The organism is Gardnerella piotii, from assembly GCF_049815665.1.
Classification (GTDB): Bacteria; Actinomycetota; Actinomycetes; order Actinomycetales; family Bifidobacteriaceae; genus Bifidobacterium; species Bifidobacterium piotii.
Genome location: NZ_CP187450.1, coordinates 909,650 through 933,720, shown reverse-complemented (window position 1 = coordinate 933,720; position 24,071 = coordinate 909,650). Strand labels below are relative to the sequence as shown.

Genomic DNA, 24,071 nt, shown 5'->3' with positions numbered 1-24,071 from the left:
AATGCCAAAACGCGATGATATTAAGTCTGTAATGGTGATTGGTTCTGGTCCAATCGTAATTGGTCAGGCTGCAGAATTCGACTATTCGGGAACGCAAGCTTGCCGAGTGCTTCACGAAGAAGGAATCCGCGTAATCCTTGTAAACTCTAATCCTGCTACGATTATGACGGATCCAGAGCTTGCAGACGCAACATACATTGAACCAATAGACACGGCGATTTTGGAGCGCATTATTGCTAAAGAGAAGCCAGACGCGCTTCTTCCAACGCTCGGCGGCCAAACTGCTCTTAATGCCGCAATGGACTTGGGCCGTGCAGGAATCCTAAAAAAGTACAATGTGGAGCTTATCGGCGCATCTTTGGACGCAATTGATCGCGGTGAAGATCGTGAGCTTTTTAAGAAAGTCGTAGAAAAAGCTGGAGCAGAAAGCGCAAAATCATTTATTGCTCACTCAATCGAAGAAGTAGACAAGATTGTTGAAACGCTTGGATACCCAGTAGTAGTACGCCCAAGCTTTACAATGGGCGGCTTAGGATCTGGAATTGCTCACAATCAAGAAGAATTACACCGCATTGCAGGAGCAGGCATCCACTATTCTCCAACAGACGAAGTGCTTATTGAAGAAGGCATTGAAGGCTGGAAGGAATTTGAGCTGGAGCTTATGCGAGATTCTAAAGACAACGTTGTTGTTGTGTGCCCGATCGAAAACGTTGACCCTGTGGGCGTTCACACGGGAGACTCGATTACTGTTGCTCCATGCTTTACGCTAACGGATCGCGAGTATCAAAAGATGCGCGATATTGGCATTGCGATTATTCGAGGCGTAGGCGTTGATACAGGCGGTTGCAATATTCAGTTCGCAATCAACCCTAAGACTGGTCGCATAATCGTAATCGAAATGAATCCGCGAGTTTCGCGTTCTTCTGCGCTCGCATCTAAAGCAACAGGATTCCCAATCGCAAAAATCGCTACAAAACTTGCGCTCGGATACACTTTGGACGAAATCCAAAATGATATTACGCGTTCGACTCCTGCAAGCTTTGAGCCAACGATTGACTATGTTGTAACTAAGATTCCTCGTTTTGCGTTTGAAAAGTTCCCTGGAGCAGACACTACGCTTACAACTTCTATGAAGTCTGTTGGCGAAGCAATGGCTTTGGCTGGAAACTTCCAGGAGTCTCTTGGAAAAGCAATGCGCTCAATCGATAAGCGCCACGCATGCTTTAACTGGGACGGAGAGCGCCCGAGCAAAGAAGAAGTTGCTAAGCTTCTTGAAGAAATGCACACACCAACAGAGCACCGCTACTTGCAAATTCAGCGCGCGCTTTGGGGTGGAGCAACTCCAGAGCAGATTTTTGACGCAACAAAAATCGACCCATGGTTTGTTGAGCAGCTTTCGCTAATTAACAAAACAGCGCTAGAGGTTCGTGAAGCAGAAAACTTGACGCCAAAAGTGTTAAAGAGCGCTAAGCTTGCAGGCCTTTCGGATGTTCAAATTGCGCATTTGCGTAATCTTGGCGACGAAGGCGAAAACATGGTTCGAGAGCTTCGATGGGCCTATGGATTGCATCCTGTTTACAAAACGGTTGACACTTGCGCTGCCGAGTTCGACGCTGTAACACCTTACTACTATTCTTGCTACGCTCAAGAAAGCGAGCTTAAGCCGCGCAATCGCGAAGCTGTGATTATTCTTGGATCTGGTCCAAATAGAATCGGCCAGGGTATTGAGTTTGACTACACTTGCGTTCACGCTGTGCAAGAGCTGGGTAAGGATTACGACACAATCATGGTTAATTGCAATCCTGAAACAGTTTCTACAGACTACGATATGTCGGATCGCCTCTACTTTGAGCCGCTTACTTTCGAAGACGTGCTTGAGATTTATCAAGCAGAAAAGAAGCTTGGACCGGTTAAAGGCGTGATTGTTCAGCTTGGTGGTCAAACTCCGCTTTCGCTTGCAGCTCGACTTAAGGCCGCAGGCGTTCCGATTTTGGGAACGACTCCTGAGGCCATTGATTTGGCGGAAAATCGCGAGCTTTTCGGCGAGGTTCTTCGCCAAGAAGGCATGAATGCTCCTCGATACGGTACGGCTTTAAGTCTTGAAGAAGCTAAAGATGCAGCTCACGCAATCGGTTATCCAGTTCTTGTGCGACCAAGCTACGTGCTTGGCGGTAGAGGTATGGAAATCGTGTATGACGATGCTCAGCTTGCAAAATACGTAGATCGCGCTTTGCAAGAAGCTAGAGCAGACACTGTTGTCTCTGGTCGCTTGCCTTCGCCGCTTTTGATTGATAAGTTCCTCCAAGATGCTATTGAGATTGACGTTGACGCACTTTACGACGGCAACGAGCTTTATATTGGCGGAATTATGGAGCATGTTGAAGAGGCTGGAGTGCACTCTGGCGATGCTGCTTGCACTCTTCCTCCAAGCACGCTTTCCGACGATCAAATTCGCCGCCTTAGGGAAGGCACGCTTTCGATTGCTCGCGGATGCTCGGTTCGTGGTCTTATTAACGTTCAATACGCTTTTATGGCAAACACTTTGTACGTAATTGAGGCGAATCCTAGAGCGTCTAGAACTGTTCCGTTTGCTTCTAAAGCTACGGGTGTTGCTCTTGCTAAAGCTGCTGCTCGAATTATGTCTGGAGAGACAATCGCACAGCAGCGAAAGCGTGGTCTTCTTCTTCCAAAGGGAGATGGCGGAGATATTCACCCAGGCCAGCAGGTTGCTATTAAGGCTTCCGTCTTGCCTTTTAAGCGTTTCCGCACGCCTGTTGGTCGCACGGTTGATATTTTGCTCGGACCAGAAATGCGCTCTACTGGAGAAGTTATGGGCTTTGACCGCGACTTCCCACATGCTTTTGCTAAGAGTCAGCTTGCAGCATACAAGGGCGGTTTGCCTACAAGTGGCAACGTGTTTGTGTCTGTAAGCGATGCAGATAAACGCCAATTGCCTCTTCTTGCAGTGCGCTTAGTAGAGCTTGGATTTACGATTTGGGCTACAGAAGGTACGGCATCTGTTCTTAGACGCTACGGCATTGATTCCGTTATTGTTGACAAGCTTTCAAGCCAAGGCGACACGGCGAAGGATGTACGAAATGACGTGCCTTCGCGCGAAAGAATCGGCAAAAACGTGGTTGAGCTGATTGAGAATGGTAAGATTGATATGGTGTTGAACACGCCGAATTCAAGAGGGTCGCGTACGGATGGTTATGCTATTCGTGCAGCTGCTGTTGCAGCAGACCTTCCGCAATTCACTACAATTACGGAGTTTGCACCAGTTCTTATGGCTATAGAAGCCGTTAAGAACAACGATTACCAAGTGATGAGCATTCAGGAGCATGCAAAGCAACTGTTTGCAATCGAAAAGGCAGAAAACGAAGAAAGTCGGGCTTAATACATGACCGAAAGCATACGAGAGCAGGAATTGCAGGCGCAAAGATCCGATTTTGGATTGCGTCTAAAAAACGCTATGGCAAAATATGGGCCATTATGCGTTGGTATAGATCCGCACCGCAAAATGCTGCTTAATTGGGGATACAATATGGATGCTCAAGGAGCAGAATTGTTCTCTATGCGTATGCTTCAAGCCATGAACGGCAGAGCTGCTGCCGTAAAATTCCAATCGAGCATGTTCGAGCGCTACGGGTCTAAGGGTTTCGCGGCGCTCGAACGAGTGCTGTACGCTGCAAGGCAAATGGATGTAATCACTATTGTTGATTGTGGTCATGGTGGTTTGTCTACAACAATCTCTGCTCTTGCAGACGCTTATTTTAAGCCAGATGCTCCTCTTCTTACAGATGCAATTACTCTTCTTCCGTATTACGGAGCTAGGTCAATGGGTGGGTTGATTAATGAGGCTCTTAATAATGGCAGGGGCGTGTTTATTGCTTCGTTAACGTCTAATCGCGAAGGCGCTAGCTTGCAAACTGCTATTCGCCAGACTGGTTCTTACCGCGGTACAACTGTTGCTCATGGCATTGCTCAAACTGCTCAAACTTTTAACAACAATACGAAGGGCATGGGCTCTGTTGGTTTGATTGTTGGAGCCACTATTGGAGATTGGATGAATGGCGGTGGAATCGATTTAACGAGTTTTACTGGCCCGATTCTTTCTCCAGGATACGGCTGGCAGGGTGCGGAAGCTAACGATTTGAAAACGGTTTTTGCTGGAACTCACGGAAACGTTTTAGTAACTGTTTCTAGGTCTATTGCTTCGCACGGTCCAGATATTGGTGCATTATCTAATGCAACTGAACGAATAGCTTGGGATATTCGTCAAGCTTTAATGGATTCATAAAAATGATTTAAGAGAGTCAAATATGGTTAGTTTAGACAATACACAAAGTACGCAATCCATTAAAAGGCGATTGATTGTTCTTACTGGTCCTACTGCTGCTGGTAAGGGCACTGTTGAGGGGGTATTGCGCGAAAAACACCCTAATATTTGGCTTTCTGTTTCTGCGACTACAAGAAAGCCTCGCTACGACGAGTTTAATGGCATTCATTATTGGTTTATTGACGAAGAAGAGTTTGCTAGAAGACAAAAGAACGGCGAATTTTTAGAGACTGCTCTTGTTCACGGTATGGCTCACTATGGTACTCTTCTTAAGCCAGTTTTGGATCATCTTTCTCAAAACGTTCCAACGCTTCTAGAGATTGATCTTCAAGGAGCTAGAAGAGTAAAGCAAGAGGCTTCTAGACTCGGTTTGGAAGTTGTGTACGTGTTTATTGCTCCTCCTAGCTTTGAAGAGCTTAAGCGCAGGCTTATTGGTAGAGGCACAGAAACTCCTGAGCAGCAAGCTAAGCGTTTGCAAACAGCAAAAGTGGAAATGGCTGCGTCTAGTGAGTTTGATTTTGTGATTGTTAATGACGATGCTAATCGCGCTGCGGACGAGCTTTGGAATATAATCGCTAAAGAATACGATTTAGATTAGTTTAGATTAATTATGATTAGTTTAGATTAGTTCCAATCACTTTAGTTTAATTTACGATTAGTGTTTTGAATATCCTTGCAATGGCTTACAATTGTTTATTTGGAAACTATTGTGGCACCATAGAATATGGAGAACATTATGGCATTGGGCACTAAGCCAACACCTACGGGACTTGCAAATCCGCCTATTGATGATTTAATGCAACATGCGGATTCCAAGTATGCGCTTGCCTTGTTTGCCGCAAAACGAGCACGGCAGATTAATTCTTATTTCACACAGCTTAACGAGGGATTGTTGCAAAACGTTGGTCCTCTTGTTGAGTATAAGAACCAAGAAAAGCCTCTTTCTATTGCATTCCGTGAGATTAATAAGGGTTTGCTAGTAGAGAATCTTGGTGAAGACGATGTGAACGAAGGAAACTAAGTTTTCTTTTTCGTTTAATTGCAGCCGTATTATCCTTGCGCTTACAATCGCGTGCGGGTATGCGGCTGCGATTGTTTTAATGCGCAATTTATAGAGTTAGCTTGATTTATAAAGTTAGCTTAATTTATAAAGTTACAAAGTTATAAAGGGGAATTATGAAAGAGTCTAAACTTATTTCTGCAGAATCTGTTACGGAAGGTCATCCAGATAAGCTTTGCGATCAGATTGCGGATGCAATTTTAGACGACATGCTTCGTCAAGATCCCCATGCGCATGTTGCTGTTGAAGTTTGTGCTTGCGTAGGCCAATTTGTTGTTTTTGGTGAGGTTAGGGGAGAAGTTTACACAGATATTCCTGGAATCGTAAGAAAAGTTGTGCGCGAAGTTGGATACAACAGTTCTTCGGTTGGCTTAGACGCTGATTCTTGTGGCGTAATGGTTTCTCTAACTGAGCAAAGTGCAGAGATAAATCAAGGTGTTTCTAGATTGGATTTAGAATCCGAAAGTATTGCGTCTAAAGAAGAGCGCTATAAGAGTCAAGGAGCAGGCGACCAGGGCGTTATGTTTGGTTATGCTAGCGACGAAACAGACACTTATATGCCTCTTCCAATCTATCTTGCTCATCGTCTTGCTCAACGCTTATCTTATGTTAGAAAGTCTGGAATTGTGCCAAATCTTCGACCAGACGGAAAAACACAAGTAACAATCGAGTATAACGAGAAGTTAGAGCCTATTCGCTTAGATACCGTTTTGATTTCCACTCAACATAGCCCTAATGTAAGCGTTGATTGGCTTAGAGAACAGCTTGTTAAAAATGTTGTAGAGCCTGTTCTTAGTAAAGTCTTAGAAAATCGCGTTGATTATAGCGATTATAGAATGCTTGTAAATCCTACGGGTTCGTTTGTTTTAGGCGGTCCTGCTGCAGACTCTGGATTGACTGGCAGAAAGATTATTGTAGACACTTATGGTGGAGCTGCTCATCATGGTGGCGGAGCTTTTTCTGGAAAAGACCCTAGTAAGGTAGATCGTTCTGCAGCATACGCTGCGCGTTGGGTTGCTAAGAATCTTGTTGCTGCAGGTTTGGCTCATAAAGTAGAAGTGCAAGTCGCGTACGCGATTGGTATTGCGGAGCCTGTTAGCGTAAATGTAGAAACTTTTGGAACAGAAGCTAACGGAATTACGCGTTCGGATATTTCTGCAATAGTTCGCAAAGTCTTTGATTTGCGACCAGCTGCGATTATAGACGAGCTTGATTTGCTACGCCCAATTTACTCAAAGACTTCTGCATATGGTCATTTTGGAAGAAGTGATGTTGAGTTTCCTTGGGAAGAGTTGAATCGTGTTGAACAGATTAAAAATGAGGTAAAATCATTAAAAAAATGATTTGAAATTTTATAAGGATTAATTTTATAAGGATTATTAATGCTTGAACAGTCTTCGTTGCAGCCTTCTCTTGAAGGTTTAGCGAAAAAATCGCGCAGGCGCAAAAAGGGTGGTTCGACACCAAGTAAAGCGAGTAATTGTGCGATTGCGCATGTTGTTTTAGACGTTCAAGCACCTCATCTTGGAAAAACTTTCGACTACATTGTTAGCCAATCGCAAGATGAAGACGCAAAGCCAGGGGTTATGGTTCGCGTAAAATTTGGCGCAAGACGCGTTAACGGAATCATATGGAGCAGAAGCGATTCGAGCACAACGCCAACATCTTCCCTAAAGTTTATTGAAAAAATTGTTTCAAGCGAAAAAGTTGCGTCTAAATCTTTTATGCAAGATATTTCGTCAATTGCAGAAGCTTATGGTGGGACTAGAGCGAATATTATTCGGCTCGCTTTGCCAAAAAGAATCGCTGGAGTAGATAAAGAGAATTTTTTAGACGATATTCACATGTCTAAAAGGCAAAAATGGACTAGCGATTTTCGTGAAAGCTTAAAATCAAAAGATGACTATCAACAGGATCAATATAGCGGATCGGAAAATCTTATAAAAACAACCGATGCTCGCATGTTTGCGTCTTACAAAAACGCGGACTTGTTAAAACAAGCGCTAGAAAACGTTCAAAAACCGTATTATTTGCATCCTAAAGATGATTTTACGTTAAATACTACGAATAATTACAAAGCTTTTCTTGTAGATGCTTTGCCAGGCGCGTTTAGATGGGCGCAAGATTTAGCGTGGATTATTGCAAATGCTATAAGCGCGGGTCGCCAAGTTGCTGTTGTTTTGCCTACGATTCGAGAAGTGAGCGATGTTATGCGCTCGCTTATGGTTTACGGTCTTAAGCCTTATAAAAAGTCTCAAAATTCTAATGGCGCTTTAAGTGGAGATGTTGCTCGTCTTTGCGCTTATGATTCTCCAGCAGATAGATATAGAGCGTGGAGAGCTATAGAAAAGGGCATTGTTCCGTGCGTTTTAGGAACAAGGTCTGCAATGTATGCGCCAGTTGAGTCGCAAGCGCTTTTTGTGATTGTAGAAGATAGCGCATATCAGTATGCAGACGGCATGATGCCTTACGCACAAGCTAGAGGCGTTATGCGATTGCGTGCAAAAAATCATAATGGCGTATTTGTTTCAATGTCTTTTGCAAGAAGCGTTATTAGTCAAAGCGAAGTTGAAAACAAAAAATTAGCTCCTTTGGTTAGTGGCCATTTAATAGAAGTGACGCCTTTTAAGTCTGTTGTTCAAAATGCAAGTCCGTGGGTTCGTCTTTTAAATTCAAATAATTTGACTAAAATAAATGACCCGAGTGTAGGTTCTAGAATACCGTATACTGCGCTAACTTCGATTAGGCAAACTTTAGACGCTAAAATGCCTGTTTTGCTTGCCACATGCCAAGACAGTGCTATTCAAAAAGCTGCGTGTAAAAAGTGCCATTGTATTGCTCGTTGCAAACGTTGCACTGGTCCGCTTGACTTGCCCTTAGACGGTTCTGCTCCTAAATGTGCGTGGTGTGGAAGTGTCGCAATAGGTTGGAAATGCTCGAATTGTTCTAGTAATTCTGGAGCGATTGAAGCTGTTCATATAGGCGTTAATTTTACAGCTAAAGAAGTGTTTAAGTTTTTTAAGGATGTTCCAATTATTGTTTCTTCTGCAAAACAAAAAAGCGGTGTTGTTGAGTGGGTTGAGCAAAAGCCGATGATTGTTATTAGCGCGCTTGGATCGCAGCCGCGTGTTTTAAGCAATTCTAAAGATTCTTGCGGGGAATATGGTCTTGTTGCGATTTTAGACGCGTGGACGAGTCTTTACAGCACGGGATTAGATGCTCGAATAGACACTTTGAACGCGTGGATGAAAGCAGCTGCTATGTGTGCTCCAAAAAGCAGAGGCGGAAGCGTGCTTATTTTGGGAGAAACTTATGATGTTCTCGCTAAATCGTTGGAGGAGTGGGATTCTTCTATTCTTTCTAAGCAAGAGCTTAAAGAAAGAGAAGATGCGCTTTTGCCTCCATCTGTTTGCGTTGCAAGAATATGGGGTTTTAGGCAAGCTGTTGTAGATACGCTTAACGCGATTGGTGCAATGGGTGATTGTGAGAGTGAAGATATTGCAAAAGTCGCAAGCAAAAATGGTGATTTATCTGGAGATAGTCTTCCAATGCTAAAAGTCGAAACTAAAAATAGCGGCTATGTGGATTCTGGCGATTTGAGCGAAGATTCTGACGATTCTTACGAACCTGAATATCTTCCACCTTTACTTGGAATTGTTCCAATGAGGCCTCCTTCAACATTGCGCGAGCAAAATTCTCAACGATTTGAAGAATTAAACGATAGAGTTAAAGCAGTTGTAAGAGTGCCATTAGAATATAGAGACGAATTAGTTAATCGTTTGAAAAAAGAATGTTCAAAGCATTTTGCAATGCGAAAAAGTGGAGAATTAAAATTTAGTGTAGATCCTAAGGATTTGTAAAATCACCAAAGGCTTATAAATAAAGGCTTATAAATAAAGAGACTTATAAAAAAGAGGTTAAAATGGTTGAAAAATGCTACAATTGCGCGGTTTTGGGCAATCCAATATCGCACTCTCTATCTCCAGTTTTACACAACGCTGCATATAAGGCATTGGGCTTGAGAAATTGGCATTATAGTAAAGAAAAAGTTAGCGAAGAAGACTTAAAAGATTTTATTGCAAATCTTGATGATTCTTGGAAAGGCTTAAGCCTTACAATGCCACTTAAAAAAACGATTATGAGCCTAGGTGTAGCTTGCGACTATTGGGCAAAAACACTTGGAGTTGCAAATACTGCTGTGTTTAGTAAAAAGCCATGCATAGAAAATCCTGAGACGATTGAGCTTTGTAACACAGACGTAAATGGTATTGTAATGGCGTTAATGCGCGCTCTAAAATCTAAAATAGTAAACGCTAAAAGTGCTGTTATTATTGGCAGTGGAAACACTGCGTCTTCTGCAATGGCAGCTTTAATAGAAATTGCGCAAGGCTCAAAATTGAGCAAAGTTAGTGTTGTTGCAAGATTGCAAAGCGATGGTAAAACTGTTAAAGGCGTTAGTAGATTTAACGATTTAGTAGATAAACATAACTCGGATTTTCCAAATAGCAGAAGAATAGAGCCGTCTAACTTGTATCTTAAAAACAAACGCGATTACAAGCCTGTTTGCGGTATAGAATTCCCTACTATTGATCCTGAATTTATAAAAATATCGCAAGATATAGAAAAATGTGATAAATCTCACATTCTAGAATCTATTTCTTCATTGGATGCAATTGAAGCAATTGCAAACGCAGATATTGTTATAAGCACTGTTCCAGCTCATGTAGCAGACGGATTAGCGCTAGCTTTGTGTGAATATTGCCAAGAAAAGTCAATAAAACATTTAGGAGCTTTGCTAGACGTTGTATATGATCCTCGACCAAGCCAGATACTTAAAGTTTGGAGAAAATACGGCATTGGTATTGGCGGAGAAGAAATGCTTTTACGCCAGGCATTAGATCAAGTAAAACTCATGACTTTTGAATATAGATATGCGAGTGATGATTCGAGTGATGATTCAAGCGATGATTCTTGTATAATCAAACATAAATCTGACAAGGCTACAGATTACGATTACATAAGAAGTTGCATGGAAAAAGCATTGCAGGAGGCATTATGAGAACTGAAAATAGTGAATTCTCGCAGGTGGCAAGCGATTTTGAAGTAATGCTCATTACTGGCATGAGCGGCGCTGGCAGATCTCATGCAGCAAATGCTTTGGAAGACATGGGCTGGTACGTTATTGATAATCTTCCTCCAAAGCTTCTTATTCCGCTTGTAGATATGATGACGTCTTCTGGCTCTAAAGTTCATAAGCTTGCAGCAGTGATTGATGTAAGATCGCGCGGATATTTTGACGACCTCTTTGCTGTTTTAGGTCATATAGATGATTTGGGCGTAAAAACTCGAATACTATTTTTAGATGCTTCCGATTCTGTGCTTATTAAGCGATACGAGTCTGTGCGCAGGCCGCATCCTTTGCAACGCGGCGGAAGACTTATTGATGGAATTCTAGAAGAACGCGAGCTTTTAAGTCATCTTAAGGATTGCGCGGATATTATTATAGATACTTCTACTCTTAGTATTCATCAACTTTCAACTAAGCTTTACGAAAGTTTGCTTGGAAAAGGATCTTCTACTGTATCTGTTCACATTTTTAGCTTTGGGTTTAAGTACGGAATGCCTATGGACGCAGACTTTGTAGCAGATATGCGATTTTTGCCAAATCCATTTTGGGTTCCAGAACTTAGAGATTTAACAGGCAAAGATAAAGCTGTTAGCGATTATGTTCTTAAAAACCCAGCCGCAATGGAATTCTTAGATTCCTACGAGAAAGCTCTTCTTACAGCAATCGATGGTTTTGCAAAAGAAGATAAGCACTATGTAACTATTGCAATTGGATGCACAGGAGGCCAGCATAGGTCTGTAGCTATTAGCATAGAGCTTGCAAAACGATTAAAATCTAGAGGATTACAAGTTACAGTGTCTGCTAGAGAGATGAGATCTAGAGCATGATTTAACTAATAATGTATTTTCTCCTACGGTGTTATGTAATATAAAAAGCAATATTAAAAGGTAAAATGTCCAAGTCATTGGGTACTACAGAAAGCCGAGCATGTAGATGTTTTTAGCATCGTGCAATGGCATCTTGCAAGAATCCCAACGCATACTTTAAGAAGAACAAAATAGGAGGTTTCCCTTGGCTCTTCTTGACGACGTAAAGAACGAACTCGTCGCAAATAATAGTGACCAACCAGCGGTTATTATGGCTCAAGCTGCAGCGATGATGCGTTTTGCTGGAGGTTTAAGGCCAGTTAATAATCAAGCTGTAATTAGAGCACAGTTTGATTCGCAAAATGCAGCACAATGGCTCGTAGATGTGCTTGAGACTTATTTCCAGCGGGAAGCGAAGATTTCTCAAGCTTCTCGTCAAACCCCTACGGGTGTTGTTACTCGTTACGAGGTTCTTGTTGATCGAGGAGCCGCAGCTTTAGCATTGCAATCTGGTCTTTTGGATCGCCGTATGCATATTGTTGCAGGCTTAGCTCCAGAGATTGTTAGCGGAAGCATTGCGCAAATTAAAGCCGCATGGAGGGGAGCGTTTATAGCTCACGGTGCTATATCGGATCCTGGAAAAGCTAGTTATCTAGAGATTGTTTGCCCAACTCACGAGGCTGCAACAGCTCTGCAAGCTATGGCTGCACGTTTGGGTGTAAGCGCAAAGGCTCGTAAAGTTAAAAGCTCCGAGCGCGTTACTTTGCGTGATTCAGACGCAATCGAGCGTATGCTTAATTTGATTGGCGCTCCAAGGTCTTCTAGAGAATGGACTGGTAAGCGTTCTGATGGCGAAGCAAGAGGAAAAGCTAATCGTTTAGCAAACTTCGACGATGCAAATATGCGCAGAAGTGCTAAGGCTGCTGCAGAAGCTTGCGAAAAGGTTCGTCATGCTTTCGACGTTCTTGGAGACGATATTCCAGAAAATCTTTTGATGGCAGGCAAGTTGCGACTTAAGCACAGTGATGCAAGCTTGGAAGAGCTTGGCCATTTGGCAGATCCTCCAATCACAAAAGATGCTGTTGCTGGTCGTATTCGTAGACTTTTGCAACTTTGCGCTAAAGTCGAAAAATCTAGAATGTGAGTTGATTCTAGAATTAACTTTTGTAGCTACTAACTTTGATTAAATGCCGTATACACAAAGTATGCGGCATTTTTGTATCGTGCGATTTTGCTATTGATATTTGTTGTTGATATTTGTTGAAATTGTGCGCGCTTGTTGCGCATATGCGGTATAATCGTTTGTGGAATTTATAGACGTTTTAGCTTTGCTTTCGTCTTTTTTCTTGTTAAATTCGCCATCATGATTGGTTGAATCATGGTTTGGAAAGGATACCAATGAAGACACTTAAAGATTTGGGAGATTTGAGCGGCAAGCGCGTACTCGTTCGTGCAGATTTTAATGTTCCTCTTAAGGGCACGACTATCACAGACGACGGTCGTATTAAGGCTGCTTTGCCAACGATTAAAGCTTTGCGCGAGCAGGGCGCCAAGGTTATTTTAATGGCTCATCTTGGCCGTCCAAAGGGTCAAGTTGTTCCAGAGCTTTCTTTGGCTCCAGTGGCAGCTCGCTTAGGTGAACTTCTTGGTGTAAATGTTGCTTTGGCTGCAGATACTTACGGCGAAGATGCTCAAGCTAAGGTTGCTGCAATGAACAATGGCGACGTTGTTTTGCTTGAAAACGTGCGCTTTAACGCCGAAGAAACCAGCAAGGATGCTTCTGAGCGCGCTGAATACGCTAAGAAGATTGCTGCTCTTGGAGAGGTTTTTGTTTCCGATGGTTTCGGTGTTGTTCACCGCGCCCAGGGTTCAAATTACGATGTTGCTGCCGATCTTCCAGCTGCTGCAGGCTTGCTTGTTGAAAAGGAAGTTAAGGCACTTTCTCGTGCAACCGAAAATCCAGAGCGTCCTTTGACTGTTGTTCTTGGTGGCTCTAAGGTTTCCGATAAACTCGGCGTTATTGAAAACTTGCTTTCTAAGGCAAATCGCCTTGTTATTGGCGGCGGAATGGTGTTCACATTCCTTAATGCTTTGGGTCACGAAGTCGGTACATCTTTGCTTGAGGAAGATCAGCTCGAGAAAGTTAAGGGATATATCGAAACTGCTAAGAAGAATGGCGTTGAGCTTGTTCTTCCAACCGATATTGTTGTTAACGCTGGCTTCCCAGCAGGAGACACTCCAGTTGCTCCAGAAGTTGTTCCAGCGGATGCTATTCCAGCAGACAAGATGGGCTTAGATATTGGCCCTGATTCTCAAAAGCTTTTCCACGACAAGATTGTTGATTCAAAGACTGTTGTGTGGAATGGCCCTATGGGCGTATTTGAAGTTCCAGAGTTTGCAGCTGGCACTCGTGCTGTAGCACAAGGCTTGGTTGACGCCACTAAGAACGGTACTTTCACTATTGTTGGCGGTGGTGATTCCGCTTCTGCAGTTCGTAACCTTGGATTTGCGGAAGATGGCTTCTCTCACATCTCCACTGGTGGCGGCGCTTCTCTCGAGTTCTTGGAAGGTAAGACTCTTCCAGGCTTAAGCGTGCTTGAGTAAATAACTTTAAGATATTATGCCGACTTCGATTTTATGAATTCATTTTGTAAATCGAGGTCGGCATAATGTTAATTTTATCTTTATAACAATTCTTAAGGGTGATTATGGTTTGTAAAAGAAAACCGCTAGTTGCAGGTAATTGGAAGATGAATTTCAATCACCTTGAAGCCACTCATTTTATTCAAAAATTCTGGTGGATGCTTTGCGATTCTCACTTCGATTGCAAAAAATGCGATATTGCGCTTATGCCATCGTTTACATCCTTAAGAAGCGTACAAGTTTTAGTTGAATCCAGCAATATTCCTATTCTTTATGGAGCGCAAGCTGTTTCCGTTACAACTCAAGGCGCGTTTACTGGAGACGTTTCTGCAGATATGCTTGCAAGTCTTGGCTGCTCAATGGTGATTGTAGGCCATTCTGAGCGTCGAAAGTATCATCCAGAAGACGATGCGAATATTGTTGACCAAGTACGCGCTGTTCTTGCAGCTGGAATGCAACCAATTTTATGCGTTGGAGAAAGCTTCGAGGAGCGCAAGCAAGGTATAGAACTTGATTTTGCAGTTGGTCAAGTTCACGACGTTACTCGCGACTTAGACTCTAAGCAGGCAGCGCGTTTGATTATTGCGTACGAACCAGTTTGGGCTATTGGAACTGGCATGGTTGCTACAGCTCAATCTGCTCAAGAAGCAGCTTTTGCGATTAGGGACGATTTGCGACGTACTTTTGACAATAATGTTGCAAATTCCGTGCGTATTCTTTATGGCGGATCTGTAACGTCTTCTAATGCGTCAAGCTTAATTAGCGAGCCAGATGTGGATGGATTCCTTATTGGAGGCGCGTCTTTAGATGTTGAAGAGCTTGCATCTATTGTTAAACTCGCGTCTTATAAAAATCGCGAATGATTTTAGTGCTTATTTAGTGAATGATTTAGTGAATGATTTAATACTTATTTAGTGAAAGATTCAACATATATTTAACGCATAGGTCAATGGCTTTTACTATGCTTTACAGAGTACCAAAAACAGGAGGTTACTTGTGTCCGCTGTGAAAATTGTTTTGCAAGTGTTGCTTGTGCTCACCAGCATTTTGTTAACATTGTTGATTTTGATGCACAAGGGCAAGGGCGGCGGCCTTTCCGATATGTTCGGCGGCGGTTTAACGAAGAACGCTGGTAGCTCTGGTGTTGCAGAAAAGAACTTGAATCGTTGGACTGTTATCATAGCTTTGATTTGGGTGGCGGTTATCGTTATCTTGAATCTTATGACTAAGTTCTCACTTATCTAAGTATTCTTTTAAGCGCGTAGTCGAAAGATTGCGCGCTTTTGTTTTATTAAAGCGCTTTGTGCTGATTGCATGCGCATTGTAAAAATTTGGGAATTTATGCTTCGTTTTTCTCCATCGCTTATTATTGCCGATCTTGATGGCACTATGCTTCATGATTCACAAACTTTTGAAGGCAGATATTTAAGCCAAGAAACTGTTAGCGCTGCTAAGCGTTTGAGCGAATGTGGAATACCGCTTGCGATTATTACAGCTCGCCCTGTTGGAAGTGCTTTTGATTTTATCCACGATTTGCAAGCTCAAGTTTGCGCATATCTTAATGGCGCTCTTATTGATTTTGATTGCGCGCATAGTACTATTAGCGATCTTACTTCGCAAAGAAGCATTGATACTCTTACGCGCTTTGGCTTTGATTCTAAGCTTGCGTGTAGCGTGTGTTTGCGTTTGCTTAATGAGATTCCTACGCTTCGCATTGGCATTGTTATGAACGATGTTCGCTACACTAATTTTGATGTTCGTATGCTTTGGAGCAAGCAGGATTTTGTTATTACAGATTTTTCTAATGTTCCAAGTGGCATAGCAGACAAGATTATTATTGTTCCTCGAGAGAGTGAGAAAGAGCATCTTAAGCGTATTCTTCCAAGCGATTTTTCGCTACACATTAGCGAAGATGTTTTGTGGATGCTTACGAATCCTCTTGCAAACAAAGGTCATGCTTTGAACGTTATTTGCGATCGTTTGGGTGTAAAGCCTAGTCGCACAGTCGTTTTTGGAGACGATGTTATCGATATTGATATGTTCCGTGCTGGAGGTTACGGGGTAGCGGTGGCGAATAGCAACTCGCGTTTGCTTGCGATTGCGGACGAAGTTTGCGCTTCCAACAACGACGATGGCGTTGCCAGCTGGCTTAATTCGAACCTTTTTACTAGATTGTGAATAACCCACCTTTCGTTACTGGCGAAGTTGTGTGACGAATTCTTTCGTAGAGAGTCAAACGGAAAGCTTGGTGACATTATCAGTGAAGAGAAGAAATCTACCATTCAAGTCGGAACAGCTAAAGATCTCAATGGAGAATACCCATTTTTCATTAGTGGTGATGCTGTACTTTCTTGTGATAAACCACTAGTTAATAATCGATTCATTTATATTCCAAATGAGATTGAACTTAAGGTGTTTAATAGCATTGCTATGCCTGCTTATACGACTGTATCGTCTAATCAACGCGAAAATAGAGCTTTGATAGCTCTCCGTGATTGGCTTTTACCTATGCTCATGAACGGGCAAGCGACAATCGAAGATTAGGCAGCTAAATTATCATTTCTCTATCCATTAATTTCTTCTCCTTAATCTATAAATTTCAATTAAAAAAGCGACTGAACTTATATTTCAATCGCTAAATGTCTTATATATTAAATTGTTTTAAGTGTGGCTTCTTATCCTTACCATTTTTACCTCCTAATTTTGAGTATAAAAAAAGACGATAGAGTTTTAACTGTCTATCGTCTAATACCTTTACTATGATATTTTTAAATCTTTTTTGACCAATATACTTTTAATAATTTAGAAAATATTAATTGTACAAATGCAACTATTATTAAGGCTAAAAAGGCTTCATAACTTACATATGCTACAATTAAAGAAACTATTACAATAACCATTGAAAATATAGGTATTATATTTGATCCTGACTTCATCTTTATTAATATCATTCTTTCATCTGTTTCTTTAGTATACATCTTCTCCAATATGTATCTATTTCTATATGCTCTACCGAGCATTGACATGTAGAATACAGATACAAGTTCAAGTCCAATAAAAAATACTGCTACATAATATGTCACATCTTCTTTTAATGGAAATTTATATTTTAAGTAAAAATTTCCAATAATAACTGCGAGTAAGGCAACCATACATAATAAGACTAAAATACTAATTCTAAATCCTATTTCTTTTTTATATTTTTCTAATTTGTTCATATTAATCATCCTCTTCTATACTAAATATTTCTTCAATACTCATATCAAAAAACTTAGCAATTTTAAAAGCCAACGGCAGTGACGCTATATACTTCCCAGTTTCAATGGAAGTTATGGTCTGTCTTGTTACTCCAACTTCATTTGCCAATTCTTCTTGAGTTATTTTATGTTGTTTTCTTAATTGAGAAATTGCATTTTTCATTTTCCTCCTTCAACAGCAAGCTCACTTTACATATAATGTATAGCTCGCTTTGCTTTTTTTGTCAAGCGTACTTTGCTTTTTTATAATTTCTTAAACTAAAAAGACGATAGATTTTTTAATAATCGTTAGCATAATAATGATAGTTATTGAGAATAGTTATTCCAGTAGTGCGTCAATATTTCGTTTTGAGTATAGAAGTCGGCGCACTTCCATAGTGTCGTCGATGACAACGTAAAAAACAGAAAAGTTGCGTACGCTAATCCTGTAGTAGGGGTGTTCTCGTGTTGTTGATGATTGGTAAGGAGCAAATAAGAGGGGTGATTCAAGTCGTTTATCGATTGCTGATTCTATATCGTCAACAAGTCTGTGAGCAGCTTTTGGATTTTGCAGTGTATTGGTTATATAGTCAACTGTTTCTAATAAATCTTCTTTGAATAGTGGGAGAAAGGTTAATTTATACGTGTTCTTGCTCATTGATCCTTCTCCTTACGCTATCAAAGACATCGTCTTTAGAAAGACGCGTAGAAGTGTTTGCGGCAAAAGTATCTGCTTCGTCGAGTTTTCTTTCAATGTTGTCAGTGAGGGCAGAGTATTGTTTGATGCTCATGAGAACCATAGTCCCATAACCATTTTTTGTAAGGAATACTGGTGTATTTGAATTTATAACTGTTTCTTCTACTTCTGGGAATTTATTTCTTAAATCGGAAACTGGGCGAATATTAATCATAGTATCAACCTCCTTTTATCAAAAAAGTATCATAATATTATCAAGATTACAATTATATTAGTGGCTTGGCACTCAAAAAAGTGTAGCTATACTACCCGTTCTCTCAATCCACGTCGAGACTGTCGTATTGATGTCACGGGCTTAATAGGTGGGTGCATTGAAGGCTTTGTGTAGCAAGGCTTAGCGAGGGCTATCGTTAAAAGGTTTAATGCGAAGCAGCTTTAAGCTGTGTTCTCGAGATTTTTGAGTGCGATTTTGCTGTATGAGGGAACATGTCTACGCTCTGGGGTCGAGTGCACAGGATGTTAACGTACTTCGCTTGCGTTGAAAGCACACTGTGCTTTCAACTTTGAGCAAGCTCAGCGAATCGAAGTGCATTCGCGCGCATTATGCAGCTCGAAATCGTCGATTCGCGCGCAGGTTAGCTGCGCTCACGTCTTCGCCACGCAGAAGCAGTGCTTCTGCCTTGAGTGGCTCAGCGCTCCGAATTACCTTTTCGCGCTACGCTCTAAGCGAAAAGGCAGGTCGTCGCGCACGGCTATTAGTAGCCGTTCGGCTGATTTGGCATGTAAAGTCCACTGGACTTTACATTTGAGCCAAATCACGCTTTGAAGGAGCTTGAAATGCGTTATGCAATTTCAAGCTCTGTCAAAGCGCATGCAAGTCGATTCGCCACTTTGCACCCAGCTGGTGAAGTGGGAAATTGAAGTCATAAAACAAAAATAAGGTAAGATTTCACATATAAGGTGTGGTCGTACCTTATTTTTTGGCATATAACCTGATAATTGAGAAAAATGAGCAATCGTAATAGAGGATAGTCTGCATATTTTCATGTGAATTTTATCTTCAAAATCATACATAATTCGCGATAATTACATGAATTCCAGGATGAAAGTTGGTGGAAATATCTGGTATATATGTGTTATAACATTTTCGTTACAGTGTATTAACAAGACATCATAAATGCTTTACAATTATGGTGAGAGTTGAGAATGCAACATTCGTTTATGATGTTGCGGATTTAGCTCTATAAGAGGTTTTTTACCTGAAAGAGAAGAGATGATTATTATGAAGGAGCTAACGCTAGAAGAATCTCGTTCGATTAGAGCTGGATGGATGTGTGTTGTCTGGGGTTTCATCTGCTGGGGATGATTCTCTAGTTCTGCATGTGATTATATTACCAGATTTCATTACAACAGTATATTAGGTTAGTCTCATTATAGTGTTCTAATTGTAATCTATTTGCGTAATTTAGTATTTGAGAAAATTGATTTGATTGTATGATGCTTTTTAACGTTTGTGATTAAATCTGTAGCGTGGAGGCTATGATAGCCTCCACGCCTTGAAACTTTGAGGAGCTCAATAGATGGTGGCTTATCCTTACAATATGCAAAATTTGACTTCAGATTGCGGTATTGCAGTTATCAAATCATTGCTAGAAAATTATCATAGATTTAATGAAAGAAGTTTTAAATCGGTTGTTTCTAGTTTAGATATTGAGCAAGGTTTATCTTTGTTTAATATTGAAGAGGTTTTGAAACAATGAAGATTTTTATAGACAAAGTCTTGGAGTTAAAAAAGACTGCGATGATTTTTATTGTTACTCATGATGCAATGTTCGATAAAATTGCTGATGAAATAATAGATTTGGATGTGATTAAGAAATGAAAAGCAAAAAATGGATATTTGCAGCTACCATAGTAATCCTCGGTCTTATCAGTCTGCTGTATGTAGGGTATAAGACAAATAATGTTCGTTTTGGTATGATTCGTGATGATTTGCCAACACTAGTTTCAGGAGATTATAAAAATAACGATAACTTATCGTTAAAACCAGGAGTGTATGCTATTTATGCAAAGAGAGGCAAAGGAGAGATACGCTTTGCTGGAAAGCTGTACAAGCTTGATGATGCTCTTTTTGTGCGTGCTCAGAAACAGCCAGGAAATGTTAAAAATGCTGTTATCTACGAAGAGAGTCCTAAAATTTTTATTGGTGAAGATAGTAAGATTTCTGTAAAAGGAGATCGGAAATTTTTAGTTTCATTTGTTAAGAGGTAATCTTATGAAGATATCTCATTTGAAAAAATCATATGGGGGAAAAGTCGTTTTAGATGACATTTCTTTGGAAAGCAGTGCTGGGCAAATTATTGCGTTAGTAGGCAATAATGGTTCAGGAAAAACCACGTTAATGAAGTGCATTGCAAATTTGATAGTTGATTATCAAGGCAATATTGAATTGGACGGTTCACTTTCATTTGCTATTGAGAATCCATCTTTTTATGACGAATTTTCTGTACAGGATAATCTTAGAGTGTTTGCTGCTTTGATGGGGAGAAAAGACTTTAATTGTGATAAATTATTGCATCAGGTGAGTCTCGACGAAGCAAAAAATAAAAAGTTTAAACAATTGTCGCTAGGTATGAAGCAAAAATTAAATATTGCTAGAATATTGCTCTCAAATAGTGAAATTATTCTTCTTGATGAACCTTTCAATGGATTAGATGTTCTTACTATAAAGCAGTTAAAAGACACTATCTTGTCATTGCGCTCACAAGGTAAAAGCCTTGTAATTTCAAGTCATATATTAGATGAGTTAGGTGAAATTGCTGATATTGTATGGTATTTAAAAAAAGGGAAAATTCAAAAAATTGTTAATTTTAACGATAATCTAAGAATTTATAATGTGATTGTTGTAAATGATGTGGATATTAGTGAATTGCTTTCTAACAGATATGAGGTTTTTTGTCGTAGCAAAGATAACAAAGAATCAACTTTTAGAATTAAATTGCCTAGAGAGGATATTGCCAAGGTTCTTAAATTGCTGATTGAGCATGGGGTACAAATCGTGGAATACAGTGATATTACGCATGATATTAAAGCTTTTATGTTGGAGGAAGATGATAATGAAGTACTATATAAAATCAGAAATTATTAAGTTTAGTCATCAGAAGCTTTTCTTATTGTCTTTTGTTTTGTATTTGGCATGTTGCGTGTTTATAGTATTTCAAGCTAAAAGAGGTGCATTTTTATCACAATATAAGTTCTTTTCAACGATAACTATACTATTTTTAAGCCTATATCAGATATTATCAATTGGTGAATGGCAAGAGAAGAAAATTATTCATTATTATCTAGAGTATATTCCTAATAGGATTAAATTATTGTGTTTTATATATGGTGAATACGTAAGCATTTATCTAGTCGTAAATTTGGTATTTTTGTCACTAAATTACTCGTCTCTAGGGATAGTTATGCATCAACTGCTCGTATATCCGATAATTTTCCTTTTGTATATTGCTATAAATATGAATCTGTTGATATATTTTGAAAAAGTTGGTGTTACGATGATTCTTTCCTTTATATTATTATGGATATTGCCGAATTTGATAAACATAATATTGTCTCAAACATCCGTGTATTCTTTTCAGATATTTTATTATTTATCACCAGACTCGTTCACTGCTCTTACGTCTGTAACTTGCATTATTGCTCTAATGTATATTGTTATGTTTTTCCTATTGTCGTTATTACAATTTACGAAAAAGGAGTACTGAGTTATGAAAAGTGTAGTATCTCGTATACTTCCAGCTATTGTCATAATGTTATTCGTTGGTTTTATTGCATATATTCATTTGAGCGGCTTAAGACCCTCATTTTCAGTATTACAGGAGAATAATATCTCAAATCTTAAAACTGGATAAGTGCTCTATTTTGGTAGTTCAGGCTTTGGAGCATGTCAGGAATTCAATAAAGTTCTAAAAGAATATCAAGATGAAACGCATGCTAAAATTTATTATTGAGATGCCACAGACAAAATTGTGAGAAAGGCAGCTGAAATAAAGATTTACAAAGCAAATTGGCACATTTGGTTTATTAATCATCTATCCCAGCCCCATATAAAAGTAACTCTCATTTAAATCTCATCATATTTCTTTTTTAATTTATCCATATTATCAAGGTCAATCCACTCCTCGCTAAAACCACAGGCAGTGCAAATATACCTATCAACAGGTACTGCCGACATAATTGTATGGCCAGTCATAACATTATTTCCAGTCCCATAAGCACCAGCAGATCCAGGCACAAATATAATTTCACTTCCCCCACACTTTGGACATTTTTTCGTATTTTTCATAAATCCTCCTTTTTATTTACATCACAGGATCAATATAACCAAGCTCCATAGCCTTGTTAGTGGTTTATAAATAAATTATACCCGAAAATAATTTGTAATAATATTCAACTATATTCTTATAATCACACTGTTTTTGTTTATTTTTACCTTCTCCCTATTCTTCAAATACTCTTCCACATCAAACAAGTTCTTCTTATCATAATCTTCCAATAACTTATAATTCTTATACTTCGTAATATCGAATTTATCAGACAAAAAAGGTCTTACTCCTCTTAGCTGTTATATACAGGTTGCCCTTCGTTCGCAAATGCCTGTGTAGTTCCAGCCATTACACCAAATGCTACTAATGTTGCCATCAATAGACCCATTGTCTTTTTTACTAATGTTTTCATATTTTCCTCCTTATTAATCTAATAATGTTCTTTATTGTTTTGAAAAATTGCATAAAAATAGGCAGGAACACATACCTATCCATCAGGTATATATTTCTGCCAATTAAAAAATTCTACGTGAAAAGAGACAGAACTACACTGTCTGTCTCTTTTCAATTACTTAGCTTAGAAAATAACACTGGGTAGCTTTTTTATTGCGATTGATAAAAATGCAAAACAAAACCGCACATGTGTGAACTAATCCACGTTCATGTGCGGTTTAATGTTTATTTATTGCTGATTAATCAAATCAGGCGTTTACGCGATCGATGCCAGACTGTACGTCTGCAATCACGGAATCCCAAGACTTGATGAAGGCGGCAACACCGTCGGCCTCAAGCTTGTCGGTAACGTCCTTAATGTTAATTCCAAGCTCAGCAAGCTTGTTCATAACAGCGTGGCTCTCTTCGTAAGTGCCCTTAATGGAAGCAGCACCGTTGCCGTGATCAGCAAGAGCGTTCAAAGTCTTCTCTGGCATGGTGTTAACAACATGCTCAGCAACCAACTCGTCAACGTACTTGCAATCGGAGTAAGCTGCGTTCTTGGTGCCAGTGGAAGCCCAAAGTGGACGCTGCTTCTTAGCACCCTTGGCTTCAAGATCAGCCCAACGTGGGTCGGCAGCGAACTTCTTCTCGAAGAGTTCGTAAGCCAAGCGAGCGTTAGCAACAGCAGCCTTGCCTTCAAGAGCCTTAGCTTCTTCGGAACCGTTAGCTTCGAGGAGCTTGTCAACAGCGCTATCAACGCGGGAGACGAAGAAGGAAGCTACGGAACCAATGTGCTTCAAGTCGTGGCCGTTAGCAGCAGCTTGAGCAATACCTTCGATGAAGGCGTCGATAACCTGCTCGTAGCGTTCGAGGGAGAAGATCAAGGTTACGTTCACGGAGATACCCTTAGCAAGGGTAGCGGTGATAGCTGGAAGACCTTCCAAAGTTGCAGGAATCTTGATCATAACGTTTGGACGATCAACCTTTGCCCAAAGCTCTTCAGCCTGCTTTTCGGTGTTAGCAGTATCGTGAGCCAAGCGTGGGTCAACTTCGATGGAGACGCGGCCGTCAACAAAGTCGGTCTTTTCTGCAATCTCACGGAAGATATCAGTTGCGTTACGAACATCGGTGGTGGTCAACTCGCGAATAGCGGTCTCAACGTCAACCTTGCCGAGTTCCTTAAGCTGTGCGTCGTATGGGCCAACCTGGCTCAAAGCCTTCTGGAAGATAGATGGGTTGGTAGTAACACCAACAACATTCTTGTTAGCAATCAAATCTTGCAAAGAGCCAGACTCAATGCGGGTACGGGACAAATCGTCCAACCAAATAGAAACGCCGGAATCGCTAGTGCGCTGCGTTGCTTCAGTCATGTTATCTCCTTAACACTGTGCTCCACCAA

At 40.5% G+C, this 24,071-nt stretch carries 24 protein-coding genes; 18 read left to right on the top strand and 6 right to left on the bottom strand.

Translation table 11 applies throughout. From position 1 onward, the window contains the following. Nucleotide 1 precedes the first annotated feature (1 nt). The 14 genes from carB (at nucleotide 2) to ACPEIW_RS03815 (ending at nucleotide 16,520) form a co-directional block, all read left to right on the top strand. Entirely contained in the window at nucleotides 2–3,397 is a 3,396-nt protein-coding gene (gene carB, locus ACPEIW_RS03880; RefSeq protein WP_425663136.1) for a carbamoyl-phosphate synthase large subunit, read from the top strand. Between the two features lie 3 nt (nucleotides 3,398–3,400). Further along, nucleotides 3,401–4,300: an orotidine-5'-phosphate decarboxylase gene (gene pyrF / locus ACPEIW_RS03875; RefSeq protein ID WP_004133070.1), complete on the top strand. Its 900-nt coding sequence runs from the start codon at nucleotides 3,401–3,403 to the stop codon at nucleotides 4,298–4,300. Between the two features lie 22 nt (nucleotides 4,301–4,322). After that, nucleotides 4,323–4,937 carry a guanylate kinase gene (gmk, locus tag ACPEIW_RS03870; RefSeq protein ID WP_425663134.1) on the top strand — a complete coding sequence of 205 codons (615 nt, stop codon included), beginning with the start codon at nucleotides 4,323–4,325 and terminating at the stop codon, nucleotides 4,935–4,937. Between the two features lie 138 nt (nucleotides 4,938–5,075). Next, complete coding sequence (rpoZ, locus tag ACPEIW_RS03865; RefSeq protein WP_004130985.1) at nucleotides 5,076–5,360, top strand: DNA-directed RNA polymerase subunit omega; 285 nt, start codon at nucleotides 5,076–5,078, stop codon at nucleotides 5,358–5,360. A 155-nt stretch (nucleotides 5,361–5,515) separates the two neighbouring features. Further along, complete coding sequence (metK, locus tag ACPEIW_RS03860; protein WP_425663132.1) at nucleotides 5,516–6,742, top strand: methionine adenosyltransferase; 1,227 nt, start codon at nucleotides 5,516–5,518, stop codon at nucleotides 6,740–6,742. Between the two features lie 39 nt (nucleotides 6,743–6,781). Then, complete coding sequence (locus ACPEIW_RS03855) at nucleotides 6,782–9,259, top strand: primosomal protein N' (RefSeq protein WP_425663130.1); 2,478 nt, start codon at nucleotides 6,782–6,784, stop codon at nucleotides 9,257–9,259. A gap of 62 nt (nucleotides 9,260–9,321) precedes the next feature. Beyond that, nucleotides 9,322–10,458, top strand: coding sequence for a shikimate dehydrogenase family protein (locus tag ACPEIW_RS03850; protein WP_425663128.1), 1,137 nt, complete (start codon nucleotides 9,322–9,324; stop codon nucleotides 10,456–10,458). Beyond that, nucleotides 10,455–11,354, top strand: coding sequence for an RNase adapter RapZ (gene rapZ / locus ACPEIW_RS03845; RefSeq protein WP_425663126.1), 900 nt, complete (start codon nucleotides 10,455–10,457; stop codon nucleotides 11,352–11,354). The genes ACPEIW_RS03850 and rapZ overlap by 4 nt, the downstream gene beginning before the upstream one ends. Before the next feature lie 184 nt (nucleotides 11,355–11,538). Further along, nucleotides 11,539–12,477: a DNA-binding protein WhiA gene (gene whiA, locus ACPEIW_RS03840; protein ID WP_004130980.1), complete on the top strand. Its 939-nt coding sequence runs from the start codon at nucleotides 11,539–11,541 to the stop codon at nucleotides 12,475–12,477. A gap of 254 nt (nucleotides 12,478–12,731) precedes the next feature. Further along, a complete protein-coding gene (locus ACPEIW_RS03835; RefSeq protein ID WP_425663124.1) occupies nucleotides 12,732–13,937 on the top strand; it encodes a phosphoglycerate kinase in 1,206 nt (401 codons plus the stop codon). Between the two features lie 104 nt (nucleotides 13,938–14,041). Beyond that, nucleotides 14,042–14,839 carry a triose-phosphate isomerase gene (gene tpiA, locus ACPEIW_RS03830; RefSeq protein WP_425663122.1) on the top strand — a complete coding sequence of 266 codons (798 nt, stop codon included), beginning with the start codon at nucleotides 14,042–14,044 and terminating at the stop codon, nucleotides 14,837–14,839. A gap of 133 nt (nucleotides 14,840–14,972) precedes the next feature. After that, entirely contained in the window at nucleotides 14,973–15,221 is a 249-nt protein-coding gene (gene secG / locus ACPEIW_RS03825; RefSeq protein WP_425663120.1) for a preprotein translocase subunit SecG, read from the top strand. Between the two features lie 96 nt (nucleotides 15,222–15,317). After that, nucleotides 15,318–16,154 carry an HAD hydrolase family protein gene (locus tag ACPEIW_RS03820; RefSeq protein WP_425664413.1) on the top strand — a complete coding sequence of 279 codons (837 nt, stop codon included), beginning with the start codon at nucleotides 15,318–15,320 and terminating at the stop codon, nucleotides 16,152–16,154. Between the two features lie 27 nt (nucleotides 16,155–16,181). Next, a complete protein-coding gene (locus ACPEIW_RS03815) occupies nucleotides 16,182–16,520 on the top strand; it encodes a hypothetical protein (protein ID WP_425663118.1) in 339 nt (112 codons plus the stop codon). A 224-nt stretch (nucleotides 16,521–16,744) separates the two neighbouring features. Here ACPEIW_RS03815 and ACPEIW_RS03810 read toward each other — a convergent pair whose 3' ends face one another. The 4 genes from ACPEIW_RS03810 to ACPEIW_RS03795 all read right to left on the bottom strand — a co-directional run bounded on the left by ACPEIW_RS03810 (nucleotide 16,745) and on the right by ACPEIW_RS03795 (nucleotide 18,123). After that, on the bottom strand, nucleotides 16,745–17,194 hold the full coding sequence (locus tag ACPEIW_RS03810) for a hypothetical protein (RefSeq protein ID WP_422113059.1): 450 nt from the start codon (nucleotides 17,192–17,194) through the stop codon (nucleotides 16,745–16,747). 1 nt (nucleotide 17,195) lies between these two features. Beyond that, nucleotides 17,196–17,396, bottom strand: coding sequence for a helix-turn-helix transcriptional regulator (locus tag ACPEIW_RS03805; protein WP_101889313.1), 201 nt, complete (start codon nucleotides 17,394–17,396; stop codon nucleotides 17,196–17,198). A 156-nt stretch (nucleotides 17,397–17,552) separates the two neighbouring features. Further along, nucleotides 17,553–17,870, bottom strand: a complete 318-nt coding sequence (locus ACPEIW_RS03800; protein WP_016635624.1) for a type II toxin-antitoxin system RelE/ParE family toxin — start codon at nucleotides 17,868–17,870, stop codon at nucleotides 17,553–17,555. Beyond that, the gene (locus ACPEIW_RS03795) at nucleotides 17,851–18,123 is read right to left on the bottom strand and encodes a type II toxin-antitoxin system Phd/YefM family antitoxin (RefSeq protein ID WP_016837169.1); all 273 of its coding nucleotides are present in this window, start codon (nucleotides 18,121–18,123) and stop codon (nucleotides 17,851–17,853) included. The genes ACPEIW_RS03800 and ACPEIW_RS03795 overlap by 20 nt, the downstream gene beginning before the upstream one ends. A 1,366-nt stretch (nucleotides 18,124–19,489) precedes the next feature. Here ACPEIW_RS03795 and ACPEIW_RS03790 point away from each other — a divergent pair. The 4 genes from ACPEIW_RS03790 to ACPEIW_RS03775 all read left to right on the top strand — a co-directional run bounded on the left by ACPEIW_RS03790 (nucleotide 19,490) and on the right by ACPEIW_RS03775 (nucleotide 21,676). Further along, on the top strand, nucleotides 19,490–19,669 hold the full coding sequence (locus ACPEIW_RS03790; protein WP_004123693.1) for a hypothetical protein: 180 nt from the start codon (nucleotides 19,490–19,492) through the stop codon (nucleotides 19,667–19,669). Between the two features lie 118 nt (nucleotides 19,670–19,787). After that, complete coding sequence (locus tag ACPEIW_RS03785) at nucleotides 19,788–20,180, top strand: hypothetical protein (protein ID WP_004121577.1); 393 nt, start codon at nucleotides 19,788–19,790, stop codon at nucleotides 20,178–20,180. Between the two features lie 4 nt (nucleotides 20,181–20,184). Further along, entirely contained in the window at nucleotides 20,185–21,057 is an 873-nt protein-coding gene (locus ACPEIW_RS03780; protein WP_016801371.1) for an ABC transporter ATP-binding protein, read from the top strand. Then, nucleotides 21,026–21,676, top strand: coding sequence for a hypothetical protein (locus tag ACPEIW_RS03775; RefSeq protein ID WP_116438410.1), 651 nt, complete (start codon nucleotides 21,026–21,028; stop codon nucleotides 21,674–21,676). Before ACPEIW_RS03780 ends, ACPEIW_RS03775 begins: the two co-directional genes overlap by 32 nt. A gap of 359 nt (nucleotides 21,677–22,035) precedes the next feature. Here ACPEIW_RS03775 and ACPEIW_RS03770 read toward each other — a convergent pair whose 3' ends face one another. Further along, nucleotides 22,036–22,257 carry a hypothetical protein gene (locus ACPEIW_RS03770; protein ID WP_004111696.1) on the bottom strand — a complete coding sequence of 74 codons (222 nt, stop codon included), beginning with the start codon at nucleotides 22,255–22,257 and terminating at the stop codon, nucleotides 22,036–22,038. Nucleotides 22,258–22,938: 681 nt separating this feature from the next. Beyond that, nucleotides 22,939–24,042, bottom strand: a complete 1,104-nt coding sequence (gene tal / locus ACPEIW_RS03765) for a transaldolase (protein ID WP_410294361.1) — start codon at nucleotides 24,040–24,042, stop codon at nucleotides 22,939–22,941. Nucleotides 24,043–24,071: the final 29 nt, after the last annotated feature.